We start from the raw sequence: 23,365 nt of genomic DNA, 5'->3' as shown, positions 1-23,365 counted from the left end.
CCAGTTACCCCACCAATAATGTCAGTTACAGTACCAAGCGGGTTGCCACCAGTAGCGCCACCAGTTACACCGCCAATAGCACCTGTCACCCCACCGATGATATCAGTCACAGTACCAAGCGGGTTACCACCAGTAGTGCCACCAGTTACACCGCCGATAGCACCAGTTACACCACCAAGAATGTCAGTTAAAATACCAGTTGCAGTTGAACCGTTATGAACAAGTGTTCCAAGAATACCTGTTGCAGATTGGGTAGCTCCTTGGATGTCACCACCTACTAAATGAGAAACTGTTTCTAAAGCACCATTTACAGTATCGCGAGAAGTTTCAAAAGTTAATGTACCGAGGTGAGCAATATCAGTAACAGGATGTTCAGTTTGAGGAAGTACGCCAACTACAGTGTCCGCAACAGTATTAATGCCTGTATTAATAATGCTGGTTTTTAGACTTTCGACACCTTGTAGCACGTCAATACCGCTTTGTACGACGTTAACAACTGGTGCCAGTGGAGAAGTTCCGCCTCCGACTACACCACCAGTGACACCGCCAATAATATCGGTCACGGTACCAACAGGATTGCTACCAGTAGCACCACCAGTTACACCGCCAATAGCGCCAGTTACACCACCAATAACGTTGGTTAATCCACCAACAGGGCTACCGCCAGTCACGCCACCAGTTAAACCACCTACCACATTGGTTATGGTTCCTAATGGATTTGTTGAGCCTGCAGTACCAGTTACGGTACCCACTACATCAGAAACTAATCCTGTTGTAGCATGCGAGACTGTATTGGTTACAGTTGAAAGTACATTAGAAAGTAAGCCTGATGTTGAAACATTTCCATTAGCAATATTTATGTCAGAAACGTTTACATTAACAGGAGAACCTGTGTTTACAACAGGATTCACCGATACAACATTACCCAGGTCCTGAGTAACTTTTGTTATCGAAGATACGAGATTTTTCAGTAAGAACATGATGGTCTATTTCCTGTATATTTATGTATTTTTAAGTAAGTATTTATTTATTGCGTTAGGCAATTATTGAGATATGTTTCTCAATAATTAAAATTTAGTATTGGGTAGATCTCAAAAAGTGTCAATGCATATTTCTACTCAAATAATTTGATACTTATAATATTTTGACAATTAGTTATTCATTCTGATTTAGACATAAAAATAATAATTTTTTTTATAATATATAGTTTGAAGATGAATGTATGTTTCTCTCATTTTATTATTATTTTTTATAATTATTAATGCTAAATAATTTTATTTATAAAAATACTTTTGCATAAGTAGAAATATATTATTTATATAATCCTGACTAAAAAGCTAGGCTTTTATTTCTGTCAATTTGGCCAAAATGCCCAAATTGGATAGATGAAGTCAGAAAACTTTAATTGCAAAAAAATATTTCAAATACATTTTATGGGCAAACAATCCTTTTTTGGACAGCTATGTTACTGAGGTATTTTATTATGGCTAAGAACTAGACGCTTGATGACAAAAAGATGAAAAAGGTCTTTCTAAAATGAAAAAACTGCGTATAATGCCCTCCATCAAGTACGCGCTCATAGCTCAGCTGGATAGAGCACTTGGCTACGAACTAAGGGGTCGGGAGTTCGAATCTCTCTGAGCGCACCACTTGAAGAATTAACCGCTATATAGCGGTTTTTTTGTGCCTATTTTATATGGATTCTAATAAAAAAAGCTGGTGCACATGGCGACCAGCTTTAAAAAGTTCTAAATTCAAAAAAAACTATTATCCGAATGTTTTAAAACGACTTTTATCATCAATAAAGGTTTTTTCACCAGCTTTAGCTTCAATAGAACCAAAAACTAACTGAGCTCTTAGCTTCCATTCAGATGGAATATTAAATAAAACATTAATTTTTTCATCAATAATTGGGTTGTAGTGTTGCAATGAAGCGCCAATACCTTGTTCAGTTAAAATGTTCCAGACCGCAAATTGTGCGATTGCTGTTGAATGCTCCGACCAGATCGGGAAATTATCAGCATAAGCTGCAAACTGTTCTTGTAAACCTTTAACCACGTTCTGATCTTCATAAAACAAAACTGTGCCTGCACCAGCAGCAAAACTTTGAATTTTTTGTTCTGTTCCAGATACAGCTTCAGCTGGAACAATACTTTTTAAAACTTCAAGAACTGTATCCCAGAATTTATGATGTGATTGTCCAAATAAAATGACAGCGCGAGATGATTGAGAGTTAAAAGCAGAAGGGCTGTGACGGATTGCTTCTTGAATTAACTTTTCAATTTCATCATTTGATTGGCTTAAGTTATTTCCAATTGCATAAATAGAGCGGCGGTTCTTAATGAGTTCTAAGAAAGAAACTGCATTTGAAGGCTCTAGCTCTTGAGCGGCTTTTAAAGCCACATCTTCTTGAGCTGTCGTTTTTTGATTTAAGCCAAATAGTTTTGCAAAGAAAGACATGACGTATTCCACTAGAGAGACAATAGAAGTATTTTATAAATTTAAAGATATGGAATAAGCCTTAAAAATATGAATCTACGTTCTATATATGAAACGAGTAAGCAGCTTGTATGAGTGAAGGCTTTATAGTTCGAGCAAAAATAAAAAATCACTTTTGATTCATTTTAAAGCGTAGATGAATATGCTCTAATAGTTTCGATTTATTCAATATTGATACATAGTGATGACCGAGCAAAAAAGCGCTTTATCTTTACGTTATTATTTAAATTTAGAAGAGTCTCAAGACGGGTTTGGCTTGGTGACATTCGGAAAGAAACAATTTACACGTTTTTTAACCCCTGTTATTAGTATTGCAATTGTTATTTGGGGTTTTTATTTAGGCTTATCAGGCGTTGGTCGCTACTATGTTGCTTTGGGTATTTTTTTCCTGATTATGCAAGGTTTAATGCGCTATTGGCTTTTACCTATGATGTTTAAACGTCAATTTGTTCGTTATCAATTTGGTAAGAGCGAGCAGGGGATCGATTTATATCAAGATTACTTTGAACTTTATGCCGCTGGCCGTAAGCAAGTTGTACAGTATGGTGATGTGCAGACTTTTGCCAAAGGTAAACTAACTTATATGCTTGAGTTAAAAAATAAAACGGTCATTATTGTACCGAAACGTGCCTTTGCTCAAGCTTCAGATCAAACTATATTTGAAAATACATTCAAGAAGTAAGTTATTGGAATTATTAGCCGCAACAATAAAGGAAGCCTCATGAAAACACGTCCTTCAAAAATCGTTTGTGTGGGCAGAAGTTATGCTGATCATGTAAAAGAGCTGAACAATGCAATGCCGGGACGACCAGTATTGTTTATCAAGCCTCCAAGTAGTTTGATTGGTTTAGATGAAGGTATTTCATGGAATCCTGCTTGGGGTAGCTGTCATTTTGAATGTGAGTTTGTTTTACGTATTGATCAGCCACTAAAAGGAGAAACCGATCCGCAAAAAGTACTACAAGCTATTGGTGCAGTGACTTTAGGGTTGGATTTGACATTACGTGACTTACAAAATGAATTAAAAGATAAAGGTCAACCTTGGGAAAGAGCAAAAGCATTTGATGGCTCATGCGTACTTGCGGACTGGGTAGATGTAAGTGAAATTAAGAATTGGGAAGAAACTAAATTTACTTTCCATATTAATGATGAACTGCGTCAAGATGGTAATACCGCCTTACTCATGTTTAATATAGCTTATCTATTAACAGATATTAATCAGGTGTTCTCACTTGAACCGGGCGATGTCATTATGACTGGCACGCCAGCGGGTGTAGGACCATTACATGCTGGTGATCAGCTAAAAATGACTTTGAAAGGTGCGACTCAGGATTTTATTTGGGAAACCTTTGTGAAAGCATAATTTGATTTACCTCACTAAGTTTTGAACCCTATTATTGAACTGATAATAGGGTTTTTTATTATAACCAACATTAATTTATTGATAGAGCTTTCGGAACTGGTCTGGTGTAAAGCCCATCCAACGTTTAAACATATATATAAATGCTGATGCACTGGCGTAGCCTAAATCAAAAGCAATATTTTCTATGGTTTTACCTTGATTGAGCATAGTCATCGCTTTCATGACTTTTAGTCTTTGTCTCCACTCATGTAAAGACATTCCTAACTCTTTTTGACTGTAACGAGCTAACGTTCTTTCGGTCATATTGTTCCGTTCAGCAAGTTCTTGCAAAGTACTATTGTCTGCAGGACATTGATGTAAATCATTTAGTATTTTGGCTAAGGCTGGATGATTTGTTGTAGGTAAATAACTACCGACCAAATCAGCTTTTATGAGTTGATCTAATAAAACTTGGAGTAGGCGTATATATTCGACCCGGGTTTCATCTTGGGGATTTTGCCTTAAGTGATCAAGTAAAGCAGGCACAAGCGGGGAGGTTAATAATATACCTGCCTTTTGCGGTAACTTTTGGCACAGGCTTTCATGAATATATAAAGTTGCATGAGTTACTTGGTTGCGGTTAATTCCGCTATGTTTGGTATAAGGCGGTAACCAAATCCCATAAGGAGGCGGAGTTAAATAATTAATTTGATCAATATTAACTTCGAGTACACCACTAAACGCATAAATAAATTCACCCCATGCATGTGCATGTTGAGGGTAAACCGTCTCTGCGGGCGCATTGCGGATACGGAACCAAAGCAAATCAGGGATGGCGTTATGAGCAGGAATTTCCTGAAAATCTTGCACACGTTGAGCTGATTTTTTCATCTTTGAAAATTGCCTGAAATTGCTTATGTGTTGTCTGTTTTTCACTATATCATGTAAATAAGACAGTTCTATAGTCAGATTTTTCGCTATAAAGAAAGGTGCTATATGGAAGAGCGCAAAAATCTGGATGCCAGAGCCTCGGCTTTAATGGTGCTTTTATGTATGGTCTTAGGGCTGCAACAGGTGGTTCTGAAAATAGCAGCACCAGATATTTCACCGATTATGCAAATTGCTTTACGCTCTGGTTTATCTGCAGTTCTAGTTCTACCTTTATTGTGGCGGGATCATTCGATTCATCTGTTTTCTTATCAGCAATGTAAAGCTGGTGCTCTTGTCGCTTTATTTTTTTCATTAGAGTTTTATTTCGTTACCGAAGCTTTAAAGTTTACTTCGACTTCTCACACTGTAGTTTTACTCTATACCGCTCCAATTTTTGTCGCCTTAGGATTACATTGGAAATTTCCTACTGAACGCTTGAACCGAGCGCAATGGGGAGGTATTGCTTTAGCTTTTATGGGAATTATTATTACATTTTACCCTACAACCACAGCTATAAATGCACCAGCTATAGCGCAAGTTTTATTAGGTGATTTATATGCACTTATGGCTGGACTTGCATGGGCACTGAGTACCATTATCGTTCGTTTATCTTCTTTAGCCCAAGCACCAGCAACTCAAACTTTATTTTATCAATTAACGGGTTGTTTTATTTTATTAATCTCAATCGCTTTTTTGACAGGTCAAACAACTATTCATTTAACAGCTTTAACAATTCTAAGCTTAAGCTTTCAAACATTAATTGTATCTTTTGCAAGTTTACTATTATGGTTTTGGCTACTCAGAAATTATTTAGCTTCACGATTAGGAGTTTTCTCTTTTCTGACGCCACTATTTGGTGTGCTGTTTAGTGTTTTGTTGTTAAATGAAAAATTAGAAATTAAATTTATTTTTGGAAGTATTTTAGTGCTATCTGGAATAGTTGTGATGAGTCTAAAGCAGGGCCAACCAAACAAAGGTTAAGCCCTGTTGTGAGTTAAATATTATTTCTCTTCAAAAATTGTTGAAAGTGGAATTGAGAGTTTCGCAGCTAAATAGTCATTTGATTCTACTAAAGCAGGGCCAATTCTTTCCATCCATTCATCATCATCATGCACATTTAATACATCCGGACGTAAAGGAAGTGGATAAGGCAATGCAGTAAAGAAGCTCCAAAAATCGACTTGAGATAAATTACGCACTAAAACATATTCATCTTTATCTGTACGTTTCACTAAATTTTGCTCTTCGAGCAAAACAACATAAGCGGGCCAACGGCCAATCTCACCACGGCCTAAAATTGCCAATGCTTCTTTATCACTTACACTTTCACCAAGTTTTTGCTTTTTATAAAATAATTCTAAAATATCAAGTAGCATGAGTACGGGATGTCTTTTTTGTTCTTTACCCGAATGAAAAGCAGTAAGCGCAAAACTCACCTCGACACCGAGCAACACAATATTCCAAGATAAGAAGACCCATAATAGGAAAATAGGTACTGCTGCAAATGCGCCATATATGATTTCATAGCTGGTAAAGTTTGACATCACAAAGCTAAATAAATTTTTGAGTATTTCAAACAGTACAGCACTTAAACAGGCGGCAATTGCTGCTGAAAATAGAGGGACTGTGCGGTTGGGAATAGTCCAATATAAAATGAAAAAACCTAGAACAGTAAGAACAAAAGAAATAAGCCAGAGCAAGAATGCACCATCAAGTTGATAGCCCGTGAAGTTATTACTCAATAAGTTCATAGATGCAACAGTTGATGAAATAACAAATGCACTGCCTAAAATAATCGGACCAAGTGAGATAATGGTCCAATAACGCATAAAGCCAACAATGCCGCTACGGGTTTCTTTTACTCGCCATATACGATTAAAAACAGTTTCAATTGTGGTCAGCATTAAAACTGTGGTGACAAATAGAAATAACACGCCAATCACAGTTAAATTGCTAGATTTTTCAGTAAAAGCATTAAGTGCTTTATCAAATGCAATTGTGCTTTTAGGTAAAAAATTACTATAAATTAAGTGCTGTAACTGTTGTCTGGCTGGTTCTAACGCTTTAATTGAAGAAATAATAACTAAAAATACCGTTAGCATCGGCACAACGGCAAAAAGAGTTGTGTAGGTGAGAGAGCCAGCCTGTTCCCGGCAGCGATCAGCTTCGAAACGCTTAATTACGAATAAAATAAATTGAAACCAGGTCTTGTTATAAAAAGGAAGTCTCTTCAAAAAACGTTCTAACATGCGTCATCTATCCCGATTTTTTTAATCATGATGTGGGTGATTGATATTCACCGGTGTATTCGGTTGAGAACACTATGGTTGGTGTGAGGAAAACTTTAACCTAAAGAATAAAAAAGTATTCTGAAAGTTCCCTATGTATCATGGTAACAAAAGGTAATAAAAAGCTTTTACAAATATTTGTTACGGTTGCCTTTAAAAATCAATCACCTTTAAAATTTCATAAAATTGGCTAAGCCAAAAAAATAAAAAATACCGTATAGTGTTCTTTTTAACAAAATTCATGAAACCGATGCAACCTTACATTCTTGTGCTTTATTACAGTAAATATGGTTCTACTAAAGAAATGGCGCATCTTATTGCGAATGGTGTTGAATCTGCAGGTATCAGCGTAAAAATACGAACAGTACCCAATATTGCGACAGTTGTAACTGAGGCTGAACCGAGCATTCCCGAAGAAGGCGATATTTATTGTACTTTAGAGGATTTAGCCAATTGTGCAGGCTTGGCTCTAGGGTCTCCAACCCGCTTTGGTAATATGGCGAGCGAAATGAAGTATTTTTGGGATCAGACCACAAGTCTTTGGTTAAATGGTGCTTTACATGATAAACCAGCATGCGTTTTTACTTCTTCTGGTTCAATGCATGGTGGACAAGAAAGTACTTTGTTGACGATGTTACCTCCATTATTTCATCACGGCATGATGATTTTAGGTTTGCCAAATTCTATTCCTGCGTTGTCGAATACGAAAACTGGCGGAACTCCTTATGGTGCAAGCCATGTGAGTGGTCCTAGACATGACCAAAGTTTAAGCCAAGATGAAAAGCTTTTATGTGAAGCACAAGGTAGACGTTTAGGTGAAATGGTAAAAAAGCTTTGCCTATAGTTTTATAAAAATAAAAAAAGAGCGGAAGTCCGCTCTTTTTTTATTGAAACAATTTTATTCTTTAACAAAAGTTACTGTGCCATCAGTAAGTGATTTAACACGTGCTAATGACTCAACGCGGTAACCTTTCTCAAGCAATAAATCACGGCCAGGTTGGAATGATTTCTCAATCACAATACCAACACCTACAACCTCTGCGTTTGCTTGGTGAATTAAGTCAATCAAACCAAGTGCAGCTTGACCATTTGCCAAAAAGTCATCAATTACTAAAGCTTTATCGCTTGAGTTGATGTGTTTATTTGAAATAGCAATAGTACTTTCTGTTTGTTTAGTAAAACTAAACACTTTGGCGCGATATAAATCGTCTTTCAAAGTCAGCGATTGATATTTACGAGCAAAAATCACAGGTACACCAAGTTCTAAACCTGCCATGATTGCTGGCGCAATACCTGAAGCTTCAATGGTAATAATCTTGGTAATCCCTGCATCTTTGAAGCGAGCGGCAAATTCTTTACCAATCTGCTGCATGAGGACAGGGTCAATTTGGTGATTTAAGAAAGCGTCGACTTTCAACACTTGATCAGATAGAACGATACCTTCTGTTAAGATTTTCTGTTCTAGTGCGTGCACGGGAGAATCCTCTAGACGGATGCTTTTAAAGCAAATGCGTATTTTAAAAAGCATCCGAAAAAATGCAAGCTTTAATTCGTTTTACCGCTATAACTTGTTAATAACAAACCATAAGATGTTTTGCCATCAATATGACTTACCTTAACCGGTAAGTAGTCTAATTTAGGCGCTAGCCAGAAAATCGTACTACGATCTGGTCGGCCATGTTCTAAGACAACTTTTACAGTATCAAAAGTGCCATAAGAAGTTTTAATTTTTTCGCTGCCTTGTTTTACAAAACGGCGGTTTTCAACTTCTTTTGCATCGGCAAGAGGGTACGAAGACTTAAGTGAACCATTTTTTAAATCTTCACGCACTTGCAATTCAGCATTTAGCTCGTCAAGTACGCCCGGCTGCCAAGCAAATGTTCGTGCTTTATCATCTTTCTTGGTGCTAATTGTCTTATTGCCAGGGTTAAAATTAATATTCATAGTATTGTTATGAATTAAAATTTTACTGGTACGGCTAAAGCTTTGTGATCCGATTTTGCCATTTGCAAAACTAAATTTACTTGTTTCGCTCGCAGAAGCAATACCGCCTGCTTTTGCAGTGAATAGATAAGTCCAGTTATTGCCTTGTTGACTAAGTGCGCGTGTTGCTGAACCCATGCCTTTATTATTATAGGTAAACTGATAATTTGCCTGAAATGGGCTCATGGCAAGTGCATGGCTAGAGAAACTTGCAATAAGCAAAGTTGTCGAAATACCAGTTGCGATGCTGAATGATTTCAGAAATTTTGTTGCCATAAGTAAATATCCTTGTACAGACTGAAAGGTCAGTGCTGATGCATCTATGACTTTTGCATATTATGCCTGTTGATCATGGAGAAAAAATCAGGATTTATGCTAAATATGTAATCTCTTTGTGTTTTTTAACAATGAATTTCTTTAGCTCATACAGTTGTTATGCATCTTTTTGCTGTATTGGCGTAATTTCAGTGTCTTCAAGATCATCTTCAAATTCATCTTCTTGGTCTCGGAAAAGTAACGCGGCAAGATTGACGTTACCAAAGACGACTAATTCTGCTTCACGTACTCGAGCATAGTTGATATGTACCTTTCCTAAAGTTTCAATAATGCTGGCTTTTTTACCGAACCAACGATTTAGGTCTAGAAAGATAAGGTCATCTTTTTCTTGGGCTACGTTAAAACGCTCTAAAATCATGCCCAATGGATCTTTTTTTAGAATTTTGTGATAGTAAAAAATAGCAGCTTTTACAGCAATCTTTTGCCAGAAATTTTTATATTTAGCTTCTACAATTTGTGTATTACTAATTTGTTCAAATACAATAAGTTGCTGTTCTTTGTTGAATTCCATCTGTATCAATTTTAAGTCGACAGATAAAGTTGTCTCTAAACCTTTAACATGCATTGTGGCATAGAGCCTTAACCAGTCATGATAAAGGTCTGCATGTAGATCATCTAAAAACTCGACATTATTAGTCACGTAACGTTCTAAGGTCGCATTTAGAAAAGTTTGCGACAATGTAAAATCTCTTTCTTCCTCAATGAAGGCTTCAGCTTTTCGGTAGACTTTATGAAGACGTTTGACTAATGAGGAAAATAGCGTTTGCATAAAAGAACTTCCAGAAGATGAATTATTAAAGAAACAACACACTCTTTATTATGTTAAAAACAGATTTTGATATTGCAGTGTAACAAATTTAATTGATACATTTTCACAAAATGAAAATGGATAAAAACCCATATTTGAAGTGAATCACACTTTTATCCATATTTGAATATCAGTTTGTATTTTGTTCGGTTATTAATACTCTGGGGAAAAGGCATTTATATGCTTTTAAGATTATGTTGAAAAAAAGAAGTCTTTCTATAGAGCCTTTTCATTATTGGTGGCAAGACCGAGTCTTTATTGTCGCGATAATACTCGCAATCTTATTGCATACTTTTGTGCTGCTCATCCATTTTGCGATGCCTGCACCATCAGAACAATCGACTAAAGAAATTGCGATATCGGTTCGTCCTACAGAAGAGATCGTTAAGCATGCAGACTTTTTAGCTCAAGCAGACCAGCAGGGTTCGGGAACTTTTCGAGCGGCTCATCGAATGTCCAGTAATTCTCCGACGCCTATGCCGACTGATGCTTCAACTGGCGAAGTTCAGTTAGACACTTTGGAAAAAGTGCGGCAACAAAGAGAACTTAAATTTGAAGAAAAAGTATTAATGACTGTGTTGAGTTGGCAGAAACAAGCAGAGGAGAGCCAAAGGAAAAAAGCACTTGAACAGTTACAGAGCCAATTTCAAGCAAAAGCCGCAATGGTCGCGAGCCTTGAAGCTCAATATTTGCAACGTCAGCAAGATTTCAGCCGCCAACAAAAAATAAAAACAGTAGATGGTATTCAAGCCAAGAAAGATGCCTCAGCAGCTTATCTAGATAAATTCCGTGAAAAAGTAGAGCTTTACGGTAACCGCTATTATCCAGAAGAAGCCAAGCAGCAACAGCTAAAAGGGGAAGTCCGCCTTATGGTGATTTTAAATGCTCAAGGGGGAATTCGTGCAATCCGTTTACTTGAAAGTTCAGGACATCCAGTTTTAGATGAGGCGGCAAAGGCATCAGTACGTCGTGGAGCACCGTTTGGTCGTTTTGATGCAAATATGAAGGATATTTCCGAGCTACGTATTGTGCGTACTTGGCGTTTTGATCCAGCTGAAGCCGAGTTTGAAGTTCATTAATGAAAAAATGTGGATAACTTTTAGGATATCCACATTTTAAAAATGAATTAAGAAGCTATTTGCGTTCTTAATGGTTTGAGAGAAATTGATTATTCCTGATAAGGATTAGCAATATTGAGTTTAGCTAAAATTTCGATCTCTAAACTTTCCATTTCTTCTGCATCTTCATCACTTATTTCATGGTCATAGCCGAGTAAGTGCAGAACACCATGTACTAAAAGATGTGCAAAATGATTTTGGGCAGTTTTCTTTTGTTCCAGAGCTTCTTGTAATACCACTGGAATACAAATCACCAAATCACCTAGTGGTAATGCATCAAGCATTGGTAGGACTTCTTCGGGAATGTCGCTTGGAAACGAGAGAACATTGGTGGGTTTATCTTTCTCACGATATTGCAAGTTAAGTTGATGGCTTTCTTCCAGATCAACACAGGCAACACCAATTTCACAGTCTTCTTTGTAGCCAACGTGGCGTAAAGTTGTCTCAATAATTTTTTTGAGTTGAGCTCGTTTGAGCTCTAACTCAGGGGATTGAAAGTCTTGTTGTAAACTTAAACTGATTTTCAAAGTGAATCCTTAGGCATCCTGATGTTGCAAGTCTGCTGCTGTATCGTTTTCAGCGACTAATGCTTCTTGGCGTGCTTTACGTTCAGCGCGTGCTTCAGCATTAAGACGCTGTTGTTCACCATCCCAACCTTCATACGCTTCAACAATTTTTTGAACAAGTTGATGACGTACAACGTCGCGAGAATGGAAACGGGTAATATGAATTTCTTTAATGTTCTCAAGTACACGAAGGGCGTGTGCCAAACCGGATTGTTGGCCTCGAGGTAAATCTACTTGAGTAATGTCACCTGTAATCACTGCACGAGAGCCAAAACCTAAACGGGTCAAGAACATTTTCATTTGTTCAGGTGTAGTGTTTTGCGCTTCATCCAAAATTACAAATGAATGGTTAAGTGTACGGCCACGCATATAAGCAAGAGGCGCCACTTCAATCACTTGACGCTCGATTAACTTGGCAACTTTTTCAAAGCCAAGCATTTCGTAAAGGGCATCGTAAAGAGGACGTAGATATGGATCAATTTTCTGGGTGAGATCACCAGGTAAGAAACCGAGCTTTTCTCCTGCTTCTACCGCAGGGCGAACAAGTAAAATCCGCTGGATTTCATTACGCTCTAACATGTCGACTGCGGCGGCAACTGCTAAATAAGTCTTACCTGTACCAGCAGGGCCTACACCAAAAGAAATATCGCTTTGTAAAATACGTTGTACATAGCGTTTTTGATTGGCACCACGTGGATTAATGCGACCTTTTCGAGTCTGGAAATAGACATCCATTGGCGCATCATGCTCTTCCATCTCTTCACCAACTAACTCGAAATTACGTTCAGTTTGTGAAGATTGAATCAAGAGATGTAATAGATCAGCACTGATTTGCTGAGACTCTTCAGTTTCTTCGTAGAGTCGTTGCAATAATGCTTCGGCTCTCCCAACAGCATCTATCTCACCATCTATGTGAAAAACATCTCCACGATGAGTAATTTTGACATCTAAACGCTGTTCGATTTGCTTAAGGTGCCCATTATAGGCACCCAAGATGCTCTTTAAACGTTCCATTGAAATTTCAGGAAATGTTACGGTACGTCGAATCGCTGCAGTCAAGAGAAAACCTTTCAGTAGACTTTAGAATACCTCTACATTACGCCACGTCAGGCTCAAGATTCAAGAGTTCACCGTAAACTAAATTTAAAGTTTTAATTTCAGTAATCTCAATCTCGGCAAAACGGCCAACCCAAGAAGCATCACCTACAAAAGTTACTAAGCGAGTATTGTCTGCTGTACCTACTAAAATATTAGGGTCTTGATCAGAAACTTTCTCGATAAGTACACGTTCAATTTTGCCAAGCATTGCATCAGTTTTTTCAATACTAGATTGCTTAATGACTTGTTGAACTTGTGCTAAACGTTCTTTTTTAACATGTTCAGGAGTTGTATCTGGTAAGTCAGATGCTGGTGTGCCAGGGCGTTTTGAGTAAACAAAGCTATAAGAGTGATCGAAGTCTAAATCTTTGATAAATTGCAATGTTTCTGCAAAGTTTTCGTCAGTTTCGCCTGGGAAACCAATAATAAAATCGCTCGATAAATGCATATCCGGACGTATTTTACGTAACTTGGCAATCTTGTCGATGTATACATCAATGGTGTGATTTCGCTTCATTGCTTTAAGTACATCATTTGATCCACTTTGTACTGGCAGATGTAAGTGTGAAACCATTTGAGGTAAATCTTCATAACACTGAATAAGTTCATCGGAGAACTCAAGCGGGTGTGAAGTCGTATAACGTAAACGGCCAATTCCAGGAATTTCTGCAACGAGTCGTAACAATTCAGGGAAGGTGCAAATACCGCCTTCGAATGTCTCACCACGATATCCGTTTACATTTTGACCAAGTAAGCTAATTTCACGAACGCCTTTTTCAGCAAGACCCGCGATTTCTGCAAGCACATCATCAAGTGGACGAGAAACCTCTTCGCCACGAGTATATGGAACCACACAGAAAGAGCAGTATTTAGAGCAACCTTCCATAATAGAAACGAATGCTTTGAAACCTTCTACGCGCGGTTCAGGTAAGAAGTCGAACTTTTCAATATCAGGGAATGAAATATCAACGAGCTTAATTTTTTCTTTTTTCGGCTTTTCCACTTGTGCATGATGTTGGTCAAGCATTTGTGGTAAACGGTGTAAGGTTTGTGGGCCAAAAATCATGTCGACATATGGCGCACGTTTTTGAATGTTGTCACCTTCTTGAGATGCAACACAACCACCTACACCAATCACAAGATCAGGATTTTGTTCTTTTAACTTACGCCAGCGCCCTAATTCACTAAATACTTTCTCTTGTGCTTTTTCACGGATAGAACACGTATTCATGAGCAGAATGTCTGCTTCATTAGGGTTAGTTGTTAAAACATAACCGTGAGAATCCCCTAAAAGGTCTGCCATACGGTGACTGTCATACTCATTCATCTGACACCCTTGAGTTTCAATATATAATTTCTTTATTGAAACATCAGTGGTGTGCGTTGACTGGGTAACAGTGTTTTCTGAGGCAGCTTTGGCACCATTGGGAATGAAGGTTTGAACCGTCATGTAGGCTCCTAACAGATCGATCTAGATAAATAATAAAATGACCCAAAACGGGTCAAACCGATCATTATAGCAGTATTTGAGCCAGACAGATAACAATAAACTGCCATAAGCTGCACATGATTTATGAAGACAAATGACATAAATTTTAATGATGTTGAATCAGATAGTTACATAACACAACAAAAGAATGTACGAAGAATAATTAAACTATGCCTAAAGGTGGATAGTCAGGGTTTAGCACATTTATGAGACCAGGTAAAAAGAGCTCATCAAACAAGAGTCGTGTGATGAAAAATAAATATGCACATCGTAGCTGGTTAGGAGCTGTGTGTTTACTTGGTTGTTCATTGTCTTATGCCGCAGAAGAACAATTTAACGATGCATTAAATGCCGCCAATAGTGGTAATACTGCTTTATTAGATCAATATCAGGCTGCAATGCAAAATGATGTGTTGGGCTATTATCCTGAATACTGGAAGTTAAACAGTAATTTAGGATTTCAATCTCCAACATCAATTGTAAGTTTTGCCCAGCGCTATCCACAATCTGCTATGGCAGAGAAGCTTGCAGCGGATTATGTTGAAGAAAAAGTTAAACAAGCTGATTTTGTATCTGCACAGCCATTGTTACCTTATGTCTCTAACCCTGACCCAGCCGAAAATTGTGCTTTGGCGCAGGTACGAGCTAAAAGTGGTGATGCATTGGTATTTGCAGAATATAAAGATGTTTGGTTAGCCACTGAGTCACAACCAGACTCTTGTGTTGGGCTAGGCCGTATGATGCTTACCAGTCCATTAATGAGTACCCAAGATAAGCAACAGCGTCTGTGGGTACAGCTACGTTCAGGCTTATCAGGACAAGCTCTTGCAACTGCTCAAAGTCTTGGAATGAATCTTTCTTTGGCTCAGCTCAACCAGATTCAGGCGAATCCTCTTAATTATTTATGGACTGCTCCAAAGACCAATGATGTAGATTATGCCTATTTGATTTTCGCATTAGGTCGTTTAGCGAATAATGATTTAGGTAATGCTTTTGCAAATGTACAGCGTGTAGCGCAAGGTACTCCAGAGAGCGTGCAAAAGTATCTTTATCGAACCGTGGCTTATATCGGTGGCACGACGGTGATGAAAAATAACTTTAACCGTGAAGTACTTCAATATTTTGATGCCAGCTATGGTTATCCGCTAAGTCCTGAAGAAGCTGAAATTTATGCACGACAAGCTATTCGCTTTAGCGCATGGGAAAGCTTAATTCGTGCGATTGATAGCATGTCAGTTTCCCAGAAACAAGAAGATCGCTGGCAATATTGGTTAGCCCGTGCGACAGAACAACGTGGCGATAGTAACTCTAAAAACACGGCACAGCGTATTTATAAAAAATTAGCTGAAAGTGGGGATGATTATCACAATCTTCTTGCAAAAGACCGGTTAGGTGTACGTTATAATCATCAGCCATATAACGACGAGCCGACTGCAAGCGATTTACGCCGTCTAGATCAAAATATTCACTTTAATCGTGCATTTACTTTAAGACGTATTAACGCAAATCCAACGTATACCAACCGTGAATGGAACTGGGCAGTCCGTCAAGCATATCTTCAGCATGACGATGGATTATTATTGGCTGCGGCAAAACGTGCTCACGATATGGGATGGTATGATCGTGCAATTTACGCAGCAGATCGTACAACGAATAAACATAATGATACGTATCGTTATGTGACTCCGCATAAGACTAATGTCGTAAGTCATAGTTACAATGCTGGAATTGATCCTGCGTGGGCTTATGGTTTAATGCGTCAAGAAAGTCGGTTTGTTACCTCGGCACGTTCTCATGTAGGAGCTGGTGGCCTTATGCAAATTATGCCTGATACAGCAAAGTTGATTGCTCGTCAGATGGGGGAGACATATAATCCGGCGGCGTTAAGTGAAATGAATACCAATATTCGTTATGGAACATTTTATTTATCAATGATTCAAGGGCAGTTAAGCAATAACCCTGTTTTAGCGACAGCAGGCTATAATGCTGGCCCAAATCGTGCAAGACGTTGGCAACCCGATTACCAACCGATTGAAGCTGATCAATATACAGAAACCATTCCATTGCTTGAGACTAGAGATTATGTCAAGCATGTCATGACAAATGCGACCCATTATGGAGTGGTGTTGGGGCAAGGCGCTCAGTCGCTAATACAGCGTATGAAAGTCATTCCAATGCGATCATCACCTTAATTTTAGATGATGAATGATGGAACATTCTTTTAATTGGCATAACCAAGTTTTAATTAAATGAAATATAGATATCTAGGACTTCATCCAATATCGCAACTTGCATGGTGGCTCATCTGTGCAAGCATTGGATTGATGAGTTCTGTTTTACATGCGGAACCTGTAAACGTGCAAGGTTATGTCATGCATGTTCAGATGACGCCTGCTGTCTGTTCGTTAGATCCTTCTAAACAGAAGCAGCGTAAATGTCTTGAAGGGTACTCACTCACAATTACGGGTTTAATGCCTGAAACAACTAGAACGGACTGTTCAACTGAAAGTTCTGCCACCCTTTCGCCCTTGCAAGCTAAAGTTGTTGCTCGAGTGATGCCAGACAACAACGCTCGTGTGCAACTTTGGAAGAGTGTTGGTGGCTGTGTACCTATGAACGCCAGTCAGTATTTCCGTACAATTATTAACTTCGCTGAACGATTAAAAATACCTGCCAATTTAACCAGTTCTAGTAATGTAGAAATGCAACAATCTACATTACGTCAACAATTTACAAAGCTTAACCCGAGTTTGCCACAAAATGGCATTCGTTTTTCGTGCCAACTTTCACGTTCCGATGTTGTACTTACTGAAGTTAAAGTTTGCTACACAGTAAATGGCCAATATAAGCAATGTTCAAATCATGTAGTCTCTAATTGCCCAAGCGAAATTACAATTAAAGGTAGCTATTAAGTGTAGCTACCATTTCACAGAAAAATGCTCACCATACATTGAATCTATTTGTAAAGGTTAATTTGTATTTTCTATCAGACTTTTGGTGAAAATGAGTCGCTTTTACATGCATCTGCAACTTCTTTAGAGTACAATCTTTGCCGTTTATGATGATTTGGTTAAGTAGAACCGCTATTTAGCCCGATTAAGGACACTCATTGGAGACAATTACATGAAGCAACCCGTTCGTGTTGCCGTGACTGGCGCTGCAGGTCAAATTGGTTACAGCTTATTATTCCGTATCGCAAGCGGTGAAATGTTAGGTAAAGATCAACCTGTTATTTTACAATTGCTTGAAGTTCCAGTTGAAAAAGCACAACAAGCGCTTAAAGGCGTAATGATGGAACTTGATGACTGTGCTTTCCCTTTATTGGCTGGCATGATCGGGACTGATGATCCTAAAGTTGCATTTAAAGATGCTGACTATGCATTATTAGTTGGTTCTCGCCCACGTGGTCCTGGTATGGAACGTGCTGACTTGTTAAAAGTTAACGGTGAAATCTTCATTGGCCAAGGTCAAGCATTAAACGAAGTTGCTAGCCGTGACGTTAAAGTATTAGTTGTAGGTAACCCTGCAAATACAAACGCTTACATCGCAATGAAATCTGCTCCAGATCTTCCAGCGAAAAACTTCACAGCAATGTTACGTCTTGACCACAACCGTGCATTGACTCAAGTTGCTCAAAAAGCTGGTGTTGCAGTTGCTGACATCGAAAAATTAACAGTTTGGGGTAACCACTCTCCAACAATGTATGCTGACTACCGTTTTGCTACTGCAAATGGTGAAAGCTTAAAAGACAAGATCAACGATCCAGCTTGGAACAAAGACGTATTCCTTCCAACTGTTGGTAAGCGTGGTGCTGCGATTATCGAAGCGCGTGGTTTGTCTTCTGCTGCTTCTGCTGCTAATGCTGCAATCGACCATATGCGCGATTGGGCACTTGGTACAAACGGCAAGTGGGTAACTATGGGTATTCCATCTGATGGTTCTTATGGTATTCCTGAAGGCGTTATGTTCGGTTTCCCTGTAACAACTGAAAACGGTGAATACAAAATCGTTCAAGGTTTAGAAATCGATGAATTCAGCCGTGAGCGTATCAACTTCACTCTAAACGAGCTTGAAGAAGAACGTGCAGCAATTGCTGACATGCTAAAATAATTCATTAGTTAAATGAATTGGAAAAGCACTCTCTTGTAGGGTGCTTTTTTATATTTGAAATTTAATAAGAACACACAAAAAACAACAAGAAAATATAGACCTAGATATACAACTAACATCTATTGTTGCTAGATTATTGAAAAGAAGCCATGGGAGAATAACAATGTTTGAACAGCAACCGACATTACAACTTTTATTCGAGCAATTGGGTTTGGATGCTGATGACGCGAGTATTGAAAATTTTATAAAAACGCATCAGTTACCCGCTGAGCAGAAGTTACATGAAGCATCTTTTTGGTCCCAAGGTCAAAGTGATTTCCTAAAAAGCCATTGGGAAAAAGATGATGAGTGGATTGTCGTCATTGATGAACTTAATGAGCAGCTACACGAAGATAGTGTAAAAAAATAACCAAATAAAAAGGCCTGTTTATAAATAACAGGCCTTTTAAAATTCACACTTTAGTGGGTTTTGAATTTTAATAATTCTTTATACCATGGCTCATGGCGTATTGGATGAAATACCGGATGTTCATGAACCAACTCAAGATCACATTGAGCAGTTGATAAATATTTTGTAAGCCAATGTCGGGTAAGAGCTGGTTTTTCCTGCGCTGCCGAAGCATAAGCCAAGAAAAAGTATATATCACTATGGTGATGGTGAGCTAAGGGCTTTAAAATTTGCTGTGCAATGAGCGCAAAGCGTTTTTCTTTATTTAGCTCAAAATAAATCATATACGCTTTAGCTAAATGAAGAGATAAATTCAAATACAAACGCATCGGCATTTCATCGTATTCCATACGAGCTTGCTCAAGCAAAACAATAGCTTCTTGCAAAAAATGAATTTGCTCTTGACGAACACGGCTTAATACAACGAGCTGCATACGTAAATCTGCACGTTCCAAAGCAAGTTCGGGCGTATTCTCAGTTAAATAGAGTTGGTCTGTTTCACCAATTCTGCTCACAATCATTTTTGTTTCAATAGACATACGCCTTCGCCCTTTTTAATCAATAGCTCTTATATCGGGTTTATTTAAGAAATTTAAAGAGCACTTCTCTAACCCCAAATCGAGTTTCCACTACGAAGCCAAGCTGTAATTGATAAACGCTGCTGTTTAGAAACTAAAACTTCATGAAGCAAATTACTTTGGAAAATAACTAGGCGATTAGGTTCTGGCGTAATAATGTGCCAAATATCATTTTTGTCCTGCAAGCGTAATTGTCCTCCCCAATCATCCTGCCATTCAGGATGTAAATAATAAACAGTAGAAATAATACGATCATTTTTTTGTTGAGGATTATCTCGATGTAATGCATAAAATTCACCTGCGTTATAACAGGCAAAATGCGCTTCAACCTCTTTAATTCCTAAAAAGAAAGCTTGATTTAGATGTTGGCAAAATGAAGTTAGGGTTTCGACATGTTGTTCGGCAATAGGAAGTGACTCATTAATCCATAAAATATGATCGCTTCGAATAGTACTCACTACACCATTTTGAATCCCTGCTTCACGGAACTCATCAAAGTGATGACTACACTCTGTGGCAACTTGAGCAAGATACTCAGTAGAATAGGCATGGTTTACAATTGCAAAACCATGTGCATTTAAGTCATCTAAAATCTGGTTCAGATTCCAACTGTCAGGAAGTGGTCGAGAGCGCATATAACCTCATATCGATCGTAAGAAAATCAAGCAGCCTTATTTTAGATGATCACAACCTTACGAAAGAATATTTTTTTCATGTTAAACTATTCGTTGAATTGAGGAATTAAAGTCAACATGAATTACCGTCACCATTTCCATGCGGGCAACTTTGCAGATGTTATGAAGCATGTGCTTTTGCTACAGCTTCTCAACCGTTTAAATGCTAAAGATAAACCTTATCGTTATATCGATACGCATGGAGGGGCAGGAAAATATGATCTATCTCAAGCACCTGCACAAAAGTCAGGAGAATTCCTAACGGGTATTCATCGTCTTGTACAGCTTTCTGAAATGGAAAAGCGTCAAGCTCCTGAAGCAATCCAGCAATACTTAAAACTCGTAGAAGAATTACGTACTGAAGAAGGTAAAGGTAGCTATCCGGGTTCTCCTTGGTTTGCTTTGCAAGGTATGCGTGAAATCGACAAAGCGACTATATTTGAAATGCAGCGCGATGTTTTTCAGCAATTACGTCATAACATTCGCGATAAACGTGCAGGTTTACATGAGCGTGATGCATATGAAGGCTTGCTCGGTGTAATTCCACCGAAAGAAAAGCGTGGTCTGGTTATGATTGACCCGCCTTACGAATTAGAACGTAAAGACTTTCCACAATTGGTTGAACTCTTACAAAGCGCTTATAAGAAATGGCCAACAGGTGTCTTTGCAGTTTGGTATCCAATTAAAGACCGCGCAATGATTGAACGTTTTGAAAAGAAAATGTTCAAAACTGGAATTCGCCGTCAATTAATTTGTGAAATTTGTGTATGGCCAGATGACACACCTGTAGGACTGAATGGTTGTGGTTTATTGGTAATTAACCCACCTTGGCAGTTTTCTGAGCAAGCAGACCAAGCCCTACAATGGTTATTTCCTCACTTACGTATGCAAGAAACAGGTGGTCACGCTGCTGTTCGCTGGTTAGTGGGTGAGTAACAATTAATCTAAATCAATGCACATGTTTGGAATAGAAAATAATGACAAATGCGCCTAAACCAGAGCAAGATTTAACTCATAATGAACATTCTTTTGATGGGATTACGTTCGAAGTGGTTGAAGAAGAAGATAATCCGGAAGGACAAAAAGTGAAGCGCCGAGGTATTTATCTTTGGCCTAACTTAATCACGACAGCCGCTTTGTTGTCTGGTTTCTATTCCATTATTGCAAGTATGAATGGCGAATTTACACAAGCGATCTATGCCATTTTTCTTGCTGCTTTGTTCGATGGATTAGATGGACGTGTTGCCCGAGCTATTGGTGCTCAAAGTGCTTTTGGTGAGCAATATGATTCTTTATCTGATTTGTTAGCATTTGGTGTGGCGCCAGCAATGCTGATGTATAGCTGGAGTCTCCATGATTTAGGTCGCATCGGCTTAGCATGCTGTTTTGTTTATACGGCTTGTGCAGCATTCCGTTTGGCGCGTTTTAATGTTCAAATTGGAGTAGTTGATAAACGCTATTTTATTGGTATTGCAAGTCCATTAGCTGCAATTATCATTATTTCGCTTGTATGGGTGGCTCGTGATTATCCGTTTATTTTCGATTTACGTGATATTGCGATTCAGGTCATTAATGCGATAATCATGGTTGTTGTTGGTTTACTTATGATTTCCAATATAAAATATTATTCATTTAAGCAAATGGACCGCAAACGTGTTCCTTTTGTAGTTATGTTGCCGGTAGTACTGATTTTCGCAGCAATCACTTATAATATCCCAATGGGTATTCTGATTGTTTCAATTATCTATGCTCTATCAGGTTTTGTTACCACACTTTTAGCTAAAAAAAATAACGAGACTATCAAAACATAAATTAGATGAGGTTCAGTATGCCTAAGTTGATGAGTCCAATAAATCAATTACAGCAACTGAGCCTCAACTCAAATGAGGGTGTTGTTTATCAACCCGCTAGAGGCTTCTTTAAAGTTGTCTATCAAGGCTTAATCCTTCCAAATTTACCGGCCCCACTTCGTTATTTTAATTATATTAGTCTAATCGGGCAGCCTAGAATTCCACTTTGCTATAACGCAAACAGTATTGTGACTTCAGCAATTGATACAGCAACAGTACTGGTGAGTAACAGCCTACACAGTGTAAGTCACTTAAAAACCTATTCTATCCGAAGACAATGTCAACTTACTCCTAATAGTTACCAATTTGATAAAACAGATCTTATTGAATGGCAAATTCCAAGAGTTCAGCTTAGACGAACAGATTCTGAAATGAGTTGTGACTTAGTTGTCCAAACACCTTCTGATATTTCCAATTCTTCAGCACTACAGTGGGGAATATCTGACTACTGGTCTGTTTTATGTCATTGTGAAGGAGAGATTTTATATAAAGGGCAGAAATATGAAGTCAATGGATTAGGACGTTTTAAACATGCTCGGGCCTTGCATTTACCTTTCTTATCTTTATGTTTTTATACCTGCCAGATTATTAATTTAAATGAAACAACACAAATCACACTTTCTCAAATAAGAAATCAATGGAATATTATTCTGTTTTCACGTTTAGATATTCAAGAGCTAGGAAAACCTGCTGTCACATTTACGGAAGATGTTAATTTCCATATCCATCGGGTTTATCCAAAGGTTGAAACACCACATGGACGTGAAATGTATTTACCTCGAGAGTTTTCTTGGCAGTGTAAAAAAAATGGAAAAGTAATTTTCGAACTTTATGCAGAAAGTCGTGGTGATTACAAATTTGGATTCGCTGCTGGATATATTGGAAGTTTCCGTTATCAGCTAAGTTGGAATGATCAATGCCTTCAAGGAGAAGGTGGATATTGTGAATATATCGATTGCCGTCCATTAAGATGGCAAGAGAAGAATCAAGATGAGAAAATCCTAGATAAATTGATGCTTTTACAACCGTGTTTATATAAAAAATGAATATTTTTATCATTTTTGATCAAAAAGCGAACTGTCGTTGCACTAATATTAAAAAAGGTATTGCAAAGGTAAGTTAATGGTCTATAATGCACATCCATCGGCGGTGATGCAGATAGAAACTTGTTGAAAAACAGTTGCTTGAGATTGAGTTGGTTACTTTAAGTGATGAATTTGATGTTAAGTTGGTTTGAGAGATAAGTTT

Annotated in this window: 22 protein-coding genes, 1 tRNA gene and 2 pseudogenes; 13 read left to right on the top strand and 12 right to left on the bottom strand. The window is 38.1% G+C overall.

Annotated features, from left to right (window positions below):
* Positions 1–980: pseudogene (locus HMPREF0014_RS26325) on the bottom strand (hypothetical protein); the annotation flags it as partial.
* A gap of 592 nt (positions 981–1,572) precedes the next feature.
* Here HMPREF0014_RS26325 and HMPREF0014_RS18855 point away from each other — a divergent pair.
* A tRNA-Arg gene (locus tag HMPREF0014_RS18855) sits at positions 1,573–1,649 on the top strand.
* A gap of 118 nt (positions 1,650–1,767) precedes the next feature.
* On the opposite strand, the gene HMPREF0014_RS18850 is transcribed toward HMPREF0014_RS18855, so the two are convergent.
* Positions 1,768–2,460 (bottom strand): nitroreductase family protein, encoded by a 693-nt coding sequence (locus tag HMPREF0014_RS18850; protein ID WP_020992295.1) that lies wholly within the window; start codon positions 2,458–2,460, stop codon positions 1,768–1,770.
* Positions 2,461–2,683: 223 nt separating this feature from the next.
* Between HMPREF0014_RS18850 and HMPREF0014_RS18845 the strand changes: the two genes are divergently transcribed.
* Complete coding sequence (locus HMPREF0014_RS18845; protein ID WP_004711841.1) at positions 2,684–3,181, top strand: YcxB family protein; 498 nt, start codon at positions 2,684–2,686, stop codon at positions 3,179–3,181.
* Between the two features lie 39 nt (positions 3,182–3,220).
* Positions 3,221–3,862: a fumarylacetoacetate hydrolase family protein gene (locus HMPREF0014_RS18840; RefSeq protein ID WP_006580680.1), complete on the top strand. Its 642-nt coding sequence runs from the start codon at positions 3,221–3,223 to the stop codon at positions 3,860–3,862.
* Between the two features lie 75 nt (positions 3,863–3,937).
* On the opposite strand, the gene HMPREF0014_RS18835 is transcribed toward HMPREF0014_RS18840, so the two are convergent.
* Entirely contained in the window at positions 3,938–4,732 is a 795-nt protein-coding gene (locus HMPREF0014_RS18835; RefSeq protein ID WP_020992294.1) for a helix-turn-helix transcriptional regulator, read from the bottom strand.
* Positions 4,733–4,837: 105 nt separating this feature from the next.
* Between HMPREF0014_RS18835 and HMPREF0014_RS18830 the strand changes: the two genes are divergently transcribed.
* Positions 4,838–5,752 carry a DMT family transporter gene (locus tag HMPREF0014_RS18830; RefSeq protein ID WP_006580678.1) on the top strand — a complete coding sequence of 305 codons (915 nt, stop codon included), beginning with the start codon at positions 4,838–4,840 and terminating at the stop codon, positions 5,750–5,752.
* Positions 5,753–5,772: 20 nt separating this feature from the next.
* On the opposite strand, the gene HMPREF0014_RS18825 is transcribed toward HMPREF0014_RS18830, so the two are convergent.
* Positions 5,773–7,020, bottom strand: coding sequence for a YihY family inner membrane protein (locus tag HMPREF0014_RS18825; RefSeq protein ID WP_002050751.1), 1,248 nt, complete (start codon positions 7,018–7,020; stop codon positions 5,773–5,775).
* A 280-nt stretch (positions 7,021–7,300) separates the two neighbouring features.
* Between HMPREF0014_RS18825 and wrbA the strand changes: the two genes are divergently transcribed.
* Positions 7,301–7,903, top strand: a complete 603-nt coding sequence (gene wrbA, locus HMPREF0014_RS18820) for an NAD(P)H:quinone oxidoreductase (protein ID WP_006582614.1) — start codon at positions 7,301–7,303, stop codon at positions 7,901–7,903.
* Between the two features lie 54 nt (positions 7,904–7,957).
* Here the strand turns inward: wrbA and HMPREF0014_RS18815 are convergent, their stop codons facing one another.
* The 3 genes from HMPREF0014_RS18815 to HMPREF0014_RS18805 all read right to left on the bottom strand — a co-directional run bounded on the left by HMPREF0014_RS18815 (position 7,958) and on the right by HMPREF0014_RS18805 (position 10,147).
* Positions 7,958–8,533 carry a xanthine phosphoribosyltransferase gene (locus tag HMPREF0014_RS18815; protein WP_002050789.1) on the bottom strand — a complete coding sequence of 192 codons (576 nt, stop codon included), beginning with the start codon at positions 8,531–8,533 and terminating at the stop codon, positions 7,958–7,960.
* Between the two features lie 71 nt (positions 8,534–8,604).
* Positions 8,605–9,318 carry a DUF3108 domain-containing protein gene (locus HMPREF0014_RS18810; protein WP_002050776.1) on the bottom strand — a complete coding sequence of 238 codons (714 nt, stop codon included), beginning with the start codon at positions 9,316–9,318 and terminating at the stop codon, positions 8,605–8,607.
* Between the two features lie 157 nt (positions 9,319–9,475).
* On the bottom strand, positions 9,476–10,147 hold the full coding sequence (locus HMPREF0014_RS18805) for a hypothetical protein (protein WP_006580675.1): 672 nt from the start codon (positions 10,145–10,147) through the stop codon (positions 9,476–9,478).
* Positions 10,148–10,380: 233 nt separating this feature from the next.
* On the opposite strand from HMPREF0014_RS18805, the gene HMPREF0014_RS18800 reads away from it, so the two are divergent.
* Positions 10,381–11,265: an energy transducer TonB gene (locus HMPREF0014_RS18800; protein WP_020992293.1), complete on the top strand. Its 885-nt coding sequence runs from the start codon at positions 10,381–10,383 to the stop codon at positions 11,263–11,265.
* Positions 11,266–11,354: 89 nt separating this feature from the next.
* On the opposite strand, the gene ybeY is transcribed toward HMPREF0014_RS18800, so the two are convergent.
* Genes ybeY through miaB form a run of 3 tightly spaced genes read right to left on the bottom strand, consistent with a single transcriptional unit; the run spans position 11,355 to position 14,418 of the window.
* The gene (gene ybeY / locus HMPREF0014_RS18795) at positions 11,355–11,831 is read right to left on the bottom strand and encodes an rRNA maturation RNase YbeY (RefSeq protein ID WP_006580673.1); all 477 of its coding nucleotides are present in this window, start codon (positions 11,829–11,831) and stop codon (positions 11,355–11,357) included.
* Between the two features lie 9 nt (positions 11,832–11,840).
* The gene (locus tag HMPREF0014_RS18790) at positions 11,841–12,929 is read right to left on the bottom strand and encodes a PhoH family protein (RefSeq protein WP_002050786.1); all 1,089 of its coding nucleotides are present in this window, start codon (positions 12,927–12,929) and stop codon (positions 11,841–11,843) included.
* Positions 12,930–12,966: 37 nt separating this feature from the next.
* Positions 12,967–14,418, bottom strand: a complete 1,452-nt coding sequence (gene miaB / locus HMPREF0014_RS18785) for a tRNA (N6-isopentenyl adenosine(37)-C2)-methylthiotransferase MiaB (protein ID WP_006580672.1) — start codon at positions 14,416–14,418, stop codon at positions 12,967–12,969.
* 287 nt (positions 14,419–14,705) lie between these two features.
* Here miaB and HMPREF0014_RS18780 point away from each other — a divergent pair, with 287 nt between their 5' ends.
* The 4 genes from HMPREF0014_RS18780 to HMPREF0014_RS18765 all read left to right on the top strand — a co-directional run bounded on the left by HMPREF0014_RS18780 (position 14,706) and on the right by HMPREF0014_RS18765 (position 18,976).
* On the top strand, positions 14,706–16,649 hold the full coding sequence (locus tag HMPREF0014_RS18780) for a lytic transglycosylase domain-containing protein (protein ID WP_004884546.1): 1,944 nt from the start codon (positions 14,706–14,708) through the stop codon (positions 16,647–16,649).
* A gap of 57 nt (positions 16,650–16,706) precedes the next feature.
* On the top strand, positions 16,707–17,369 hold the full coding sequence (locus HMPREF0014_RS18775; protein ID WP_004711857.1) for a hypothetical protein: 663 nt from the start codon (positions 16,707–16,709) through the stop codon (positions 17,367–17,369).
* Between the two features lie 211 nt (positions 17,370–17,580).
* Positions 17,581–18,567, top strand: coding sequence for a malate dehydrogenase (locus tag HMPREF0014_RS18770; RefSeq protein ID WP_002050778.1), 987 nt, complete (start codon positions 17,581–17,583; stop codon positions 18,565–18,567).
* A 163-nt stretch (positions 18,568–18,730) separates the two neighbouring features.
* Positions 18,731–18,976, top strand: coding sequence for a DUF2789 family protein (locus HMPREF0014_RS18765; RefSeq protein ID WP_004711858.1), 246 nt, complete (start codon positions 18,731–18,733; stop codon positions 18,974–18,976).
* 50 nt (positions 18,977–19,026) lie between these two features.
* Here HMPREF0014_RS18765 and HMPREF0014_RS18760 read toward each other — a convergent pair whose 3' ends face one another.
* On the bottom strand, positions 19,027–19,554 hold the full coding sequence (locus HMPREF0014_RS18760; RefSeq protein WP_002050748.1) for a hypothetical protein: 528 nt from the start codon (positions 19,552–19,554) through the stop codon (positions 19,027–19,029).
* A gap of 68 nt (positions 19,555–19,622) precedes the next feature.
* Entirely contained in the window at positions 19,623–20,228 is a 606-nt protein-coding gene (locus tag HMPREF0014_RS18755; RefSeq protein WP_002050740.1) for a 2OG-Fe(II) oxygenase, read from the bottom strand.
* A gap of 117 nt (positions 20,229–20,345) precedes the next feature.
* On the opposite strand from HMPREF0014_RS18755, the gene rlmJ reads away from it, so the two are divergent.
* From rlmJ to HMPREF0014_RS18740, 3 genes and pseudogenes are all read left to right on the top strand, one after another.
* A complete protein-coding gene (gene rlmJ, locus HMPREF0014_RS18750; RefSeq protein WP_004711861.1) occupies positions 20,346–21,203 on the top strand; it encodes a 23S rRNA (adenine(2030)-N(6))-methyltransferase RlmJ in 858 nt (285 codons plus the stop codon).
* Between the two features lie 41 nt (positions 21,204–21,244).
* Positions 21,245–22,078 (top strand): CDP-diacylglycerol--serine O-phosphatidyltransferase, encoded by an 834-nt coding sequence (gene pssA / locus HMPREF0014_RS18745; protein WP_006580670.1) that lies wholly within the window; start codon positions 21,245–21,247, stop codon positions 22,076–22,078.
* 17 nt (positions 22,079–22,095) lie between these two features.
* A pseudogene (locus HMPREF0014_RS18740) lies at positions 22,096–23,182 on the top strand (DUF6670 family protein).
* Positions 23,183–23,365: the final 183 nt, after the last annotated feature.

Origin of the sequence: Acinetobacter sp. RUH 2624 (assembly GCF_000162375.2) — a bacterium.
Taxonomy (GTDB): Bacteria; Pseudomonadota; Gammaproteobacteria; order Pseudomonadales; family Moraxellaceae; genus Acinetobacter; species Acinetobacter nosocomialis.
The sequence above is the reverse complement of the archived record's forward strand: the minus strand, read 5'-3'. Positions and strand labels throughout refer to the sequence as shown.

Bases quoted from the DNA above. Each gene is read 5' to 3' on its own strand.
- HMPREF0014_RS18810 (WP_002050776.1), bottom strand. From the start codon at position 9,318: ATGGCAACAAAATTTCTGAAATCATTCAGCATCGCAACTGGTATTTCG.
- HMPREF0014_RS18800 (WP_020992293.1), top strand. From the start codon at position 10,381: ATGTTGAAAAAAAGAAGTCTTTCTATAGAGCCTTTTCATTATTGGTGG.
- wrbA (WP_006582614.1), top strand. From the start codon at position 7,301: ATGAAACCGATGCAACCTTACATTCTTGTGCTTTATTACAGTAAATAT.
- HMPREF0014_RS18845 (WP_004711841.1), top strand. From the start codon at position 2,684: ATGACCGAGCAAAAAAGCGCTTTATCTTTACGTTATTATTTAAATTTA.
- HMPREF0014_RS18805 (WP_006580675.1), bottom strand. From the start codon at position 10,147: ATGCAAACGCTATTTTCCTCATTAGTCAAACGTCTTCATAAAGTCTAC.
- HMPREF0014_RS18825 (WP_002050751.1), bottom strand. From the start codon at position 7,020: ATGTTAGAACGTTTTTTGAAGAGACTTCCTTTTTATAACAAGACCTGG.
- miaB (WP_006580672.1), bottom strand. From the start codon at position 14,418: ATGACGGTTCAAACCTTCATTCCCAATGGTGCCAAAGCTGCCTCAGAA.
- HMPREF0014_RS18830 (WP_006580678.1), top strand. From the start codon at position 4,838: ATGGAAGAGCGCAAAAATCTGGATGCCAGAGCCTCGGCTTTAATGGTG.
- HMPREF0014_RS18755 (WP_002050740.1), bottom strand. From the start codon at position 20,228: ATGCGCTCTCGACCACTTCCTGACAGTTGGAATCTGAACCAGATTTTA.
- HMPREF0014_RS18840 (WP_006580680.1), top strand. From the start codon at position 3,221: ATGAAAACACGTCCTTCAAAAATCGTTTGTGTGGGCAGAAGTTATGCT.
- HMPREF0014_RS18765 (WP_004711858.1), top strand. From the start codon at position 18,731: ATGTTTGAACAGCAACCGACATTACAACTTTTATTCGAGCAATTGGGT.
- HMPREF0014_RS18770 (WP_002050778.1), top strand. From the start codon at position 17,581: ATGAAGCAACCCGTTCGTGTTGCCGTGACTGGCGCTGCAGGTCAAATT.
- HMPREF0014_RS18760 (WP_002050748.1), bottom strand. From the start codon at position 19,554: ATGTCTATTGAAACAAAAATGATTGTGAGCAGAATTGGTGAAACAGAC.
- HMPREF0014_RS18835 (WP_020992294.1), bottom strand. From the start codon at position 4,732: ATGAAAAAATCAGCTCAACGTGTGCAAGATTTTCAGGAAATTCCTGCT.
- HMPREF0014_RS18775 (WP_004711857.1), top strand. From the start codon at position 16,707: ATGAAATATAGATATCTAGGACTTCATCCAATATCGCAACTTGCATGG.
- HMPREF0014_RS18850 (WP_020992295.1), bottom strand. From the start codon at position 2,460: ATGTCTTTCTTTGCAAAACTATTTGGCTTAAATCAAAAAACGACAGCT.
- HMPREF0014_RS18780 (WP_004884546.1), top strand. From the start codon at position 14,706: ATGAAAAATAAATATGCACATCGTAGCTGGTTAGGAGCTGTGTGTTTA.
- pssA (WP_006580670.1), top strand. From the start codon at position 21,245: ATGACAAATGCGCCTAAACCAGAGCAAGATTTAACTCATAATGAACAT.
- rlmJ (WP_004711861.1), top strand. From the start codon at position 20,346: ATGAATTACCGTCACCATTTCCATGCGGGCAACTTTGCAGATGTTATG.